The organism is Micromonospora sp. M51, from assembly GCF_018070305.1.
GTDB lineage: Bacteria > Actinomycetota > Actinomycetes > Mycobacteriales > Micromonosporaceae > Micromonospora > Micromonospora parva.
Genome location: NZ_JAGPXZ010000600.1, coordinates 1 through 3,882 on the forward strand (window position 1 = coordinate 1; position 3,882 = coordinate 3,882).

General features: G+C 72.3%; 5 protein-coding genes. 4 read left to right on the forward strand and 1 reads right to left on the reverse strand.

What is annotated here, in order from left to right; all coding sequences use genetic code 11:
• The first annotated feature begins 3 nt into the window (after window positions 1-3).
• From KBX53_RS25280 to KBX53_RS25290, 3 genes are all read left to right on the forward strand, one after another.
• On the forward strand, window positions 4-675 hold the full coding sequence (locus KBX53_RS25280; RefSeq protein WP_247676188.1) for a cyclopropane-fatty-acyl-phospholipid synthase family protein: 672 nt from the start codon (window positions 4-6) through the stop codon (window positions 673-675).
• Window positions 676-942: 267 nt separating this feature from the next.
• Complete coding sequence (locus KBX53_RS25285) at window positions 943-2,616, forward strand: DivIVA domain-containing protein (RefSeq protein ID WP_210862006.1); 1,674 nt, start codon at window positions 943-945, stop codon at window positions 2,614-2,616.
• A 99-nt stretch (window positions 2,617-2,715) separates the two neighbouring features.
• Window positions 2,716-3,282 (forward strand): DinB family protein, encoded by a 567-nt coding sequence (locus KBX53_RS25290; protein WP_210862007.1) that lies wholly within the window; start codon window positions 2,716-2,718, stop codon window positions 3,280-3,282.
• A 72-nt stretch (window positions 3,283-3,354) separates the two neighbouring features.
• Here the strand turns inward: KBX53_RS25290 and KBX53_RS36890 are convergent, their stop codons facing one another.
• Window positions 3,355-3,486 carry a hypothetical protein gene (locus tag KBX53_RS36890; RefSeq protein WP_256443412.1) on the reverse strand — a complete coding sequence of 44 codons (132 nt, stop codon included), beginning with the start codon at window positions 3,484-3,486 and terminating at the stop codon, window positions 3,355-3,357.
• Window positions 3,487-3,658: 172 nt separating this feature from the next.
• Between KBX53_RS36890 and KBX53_RS25295 the strand changes: the two genes are divergently transcribed.
• The coding region (locus KBX53_RS25295; protein WP_210862009.1) for an FAD-dependent oxidoreductase at window positions 3,659-3,882 on the forward strand (224 nt) is incomplete at its 3' end.

The window sequence follows — 3,882 nt, forward strand, 5'->3', positions numbered from 1 at the left end:
GCGTTGATCGCCGAGGAGACCCGCGACGCGGTGGCCGCGTACCGGCAGTTGGTGGCCACGACGTTCGAGGAGCCGGCGTGGGAGGAGCGCTACCAGTCCCGGCCCTCGGTGTGGAGTGGGCGTCCGAACCCGCAGTTGGTCGCCGAGGTCACCGACCTGACCCCGGGGCGCGCGCTGGACGTGGGCAGCGGCGAGGGCGCCGACGCGGTGTGGCTGGCCACGCGTGGCTGGCAGGTGACGGCGGTGGACATCTCCAGCACGGCGCTGAGCCGGGCGGCCGCGAACGCCGAGGCCGCCGGCGTCGGTGACCGGATCGAGTTCACCCACGTCGACCTGCGGGACAAGCCGCCCGCCGAGCAGGCGTACGACCTGGTGTCCGCGCAGTTCATGCACCTGCCTCGGCAGCAGCGGCAGGAGTTGTTCGCCCGGTTGGCCGCGGCGGTGGCACCGGGCGGCGTCCTGCTGATCGTCGGCCACCACCCGTCTGACCTGTGGGGGGCGGCGCACCGGATGCACATGCCGGACGCGATGTACACCGCGCAGGAGGTGGCCGCCGATCTGGACCCGACCCACTGGGAGGTGCTGACGGCGGAGGAACGCGCCCGCCTCGCCACCAACCCCGACGGCGAGGACGTCACCCACCACGACGCGGTCCTGGTCGCCCGCCGACGCTGACCCGCACCGGCCCGTCGCCCCGCGTCCGCACGTCGACCTGCGTCGATCATGGACTTTCCCCGGATGACAAAGGTGGTGGAGCAGCACCTTTCCGGCACCACGAGTCCGTGATCGGCGCGGGAACGGGGGAACGCGGGGCGACAACGTGAGAGGGGGTGGGGCAGGACTTCGCATGAGGTCCGCTCGGCGGTAGCGTTGCGCCACACTGACGGCCCGTGGGGCAGGCGACCGCCGACCCTGACGCCCCGATCGTACGGAGGATGGTGCATGTCCATCGGCGCTGAGCCGCACGCAGCACGCGACGATGCGGCCTCCCGGCCGAGCTTCGAGCTCGCCCTGCGCGGATACGACAAACGCCAGGTGGACCGACACCTGGAGCAGCTCGACAGTCAGATCGCGATGTTGAGCCGCGAGCATGGACAGTCCGCCGTCCGCGTCCGTGAGTTGACCGCCGAGGTGCAGCGGCTACGTGCCGAGCTGGCCGAGCTTCAGGAGCAGCCCGTGCAGGTGGACCGCGCCTCGTTCCACGACCTCGGCCCGATGGTCGGCGAGATCATGGCACTCGCCGAGAAGCAGGCCGGGATCATCACCGAGTCGGCCACCGACCGGGCGAACGAGCTGCGCAGCGAAGCTGAGCGAATCCTCGCCGACACCCGTGAGCGGTCCGCGCAGGCACGTCAGGACCTGGCCGAGGAGTTGGCCGCCCGGCGGGCCGAGCAGGAGCAGGCGTACGAGGAGCGGCGCACCCTGGCCGAGGCCGAGTTGACGGCGATCCGCGAGCACGCCGAGCAGTTGCGGGCCGACGGTGAGGCCGCGCACGAGCGCGCCCAGCACGAGGCCAAGCGGATCACCGAGCAGAGCGCGCAGCAGCTCAACCAGACCCGGGTGGCCGCCGACGCGCTGATGAAGTCGGCCCGTACCCAGATCCAGCAGGAACTCCAGTCGGCCCGCGCCAAGAACCAGCAGGAGATGGCCCAGTGGCAGGCCAACGTGGAGCGAGAGGTCAACGAACGGCGCACCGCCGCCGAGCAGGACATCGCCGAACAGCAGGCCGCCGCTGAGCAGGAGCTGGCCGAGCAGCGCAGCGCGACCGAGCAGCAGATCGCCGCGCTGCTGGCCGAGGCGCAGCAGCACGTGACCGAGCTGCGCAACCGCGCCGACGAGCAGGCCGCCAGCCAGCAGCAGCAGCTCGCCGCCCTGCAGAAGGAGCTTGACGAGCGCCGGCAGGAGGCCGCGGAGCTGCACGCCGAGCTGGACACCGGCCGCCAGCAGCTCGCCGAGATCCGCCAGGAGGGCGAGGCGCTGGAGAACGAGCTGTCCCGGATGCAGCAGCGGCTCAGTGAGGTCCGCCGGGACCTCACCGCCGAGAACGCCCGCCTGGACGAGGCCCGCCGGGCCGGGGACTCCGCCGAGCGGCACGCCAAGGAGGTCCGCGCCCGCGTGCAGCGGGAGGCCAAGCGGGTGGCCGACCTCGCCGCCGCCGCGGTCATGGCCGCGGCAGCCGGCGGTACGGAGACCGCGGAGTACCCGATGGTGGGTTCCCGCGCCAGCGCCGATCGACCCGCCCCCGAGCGGACCGGTGTCGAGCAGCTCACCGTCGACCGCGTCGGCGTCGACCGGCACGCCACGGAGCGAGCCCCGGTGGCCGACGCCGATGCCGATCGCGCCACGTCCGACCGCTCCCCTGTCGACAGTGGCCCCGCCGACCAGGCCCCGGCCGAGCAGGTGGACGGCGACCCGGCCGAGCAGGTGAACGGTGAGCACGGTGGCGCGGCGGTGGTGGCGGACGAGTCGGTGGCGCCGGACGCTACTGCTGCCCGTGAGGTGAGTGCCGACGCCGAGCCGATCTTCCCCCGGCACATCGGCACCGACGCGCCGACGCCCGTGCCGTTCCTGGCCTTCGGGCAGCCGGTCAGTGAGAACGGCGCCGCCCGGCACTGACCTCAGCAGCGGTTGCACCCGGGCCCGGAGCACCTCCGCACGGGCCCGGGTCGACCGCCCGGGGTTGGCAGCCAGGTCCGTTGTCCGTAGTGTGCGGCGGTGACGAGAAGCGAGCGACTCGCCGACCAACTGGACCGGCACTGGCGCAAGAACCTGCGACCGCGGCTGGACGATCTGACGGATGAGGAGTACTTCTGGGAGCCGGTGCCCGGCTGCTGGAGCATCCGCCCACGTGGCACGTCGGCCGCACCGATGTCAGCAGGTTCGGGGGCATGGACGGTGGACCACGCGTCCCCTGACCCGGTACCGGCGCCGGTGACCACCATTGCCTGGCGGTTGGCGCACATCATCGTCTCCTGCCTGGGTTATCGGGTCGGATGGCACTTCGGCGGCCAGGACGTCGACTCGCAGACCTTCGCCTACGCGGGGACCGCTGACGAGGCGCTGCACCAGCTCGACGAGATGTACGGGAGATGGAACGCCGGAGTCCGCGAGCTCTCGGACGCGGACCTGGAGAATCCGCCGCCGGTGGGTACCGAGCGGTTTCCGATGGAGGGCATCGTCCTGCACGTCAACCGGGAGCTGATCCATCACGGCGCCGAGATCTCCCTGCTGCGCGACCTCTACCGCTGGCAGGACACAGGCGTGGCTCACGACGGAGGCTGAGCCGACCGGGCGAGATACCGCCGCAACTCGGCGGCCTCCCCGTCGGTGAGGACGGGGGCGAAGTCGAGGTGCTCACCGGGCGATCTGATCCAGCGGTACGCCGAACAGGCGGGCCGCACCCTGGCGTCCTTCGACCAGCACCGCGTACGACCGATCCGGCTCATGGCGGACCCGGGCACGGAACTGCGGCGGGATGTCAGGCATCCACCGATGATCCCTCACCGGGCTCGCCGCGTGGGTCCTCGGCACCTGGTCAGGGTCCGGGTGGATTCTGCGCGGAACCGGATCGCCGCGCCCGACGGAGCTGGCAGGCTGGGCTGGCCGCCGTGCACCAGCGGTGGCCGCCGGCCTGGCCGGTGACCGAGAGGAGCGCCGGGTGACCGACCAACCGGAGGAGTTCGACCTGCTCGTCGTCGGTGGCGGCAAGGCCGGGAAGACGTTGAGCATGGACGTCGCCCGATCCGGTCAGCGGGTCGCCATGGTCGAGCGCGGCATGATCGGCGGCAGCTGCATCAACGTCGCCTGCATCCCGACCAAGGCGTTGGTGACCAGCGCGCGGGCCGCCCGCCAACTGCGGGACGCGTCGGCGCTCGGCCTCAC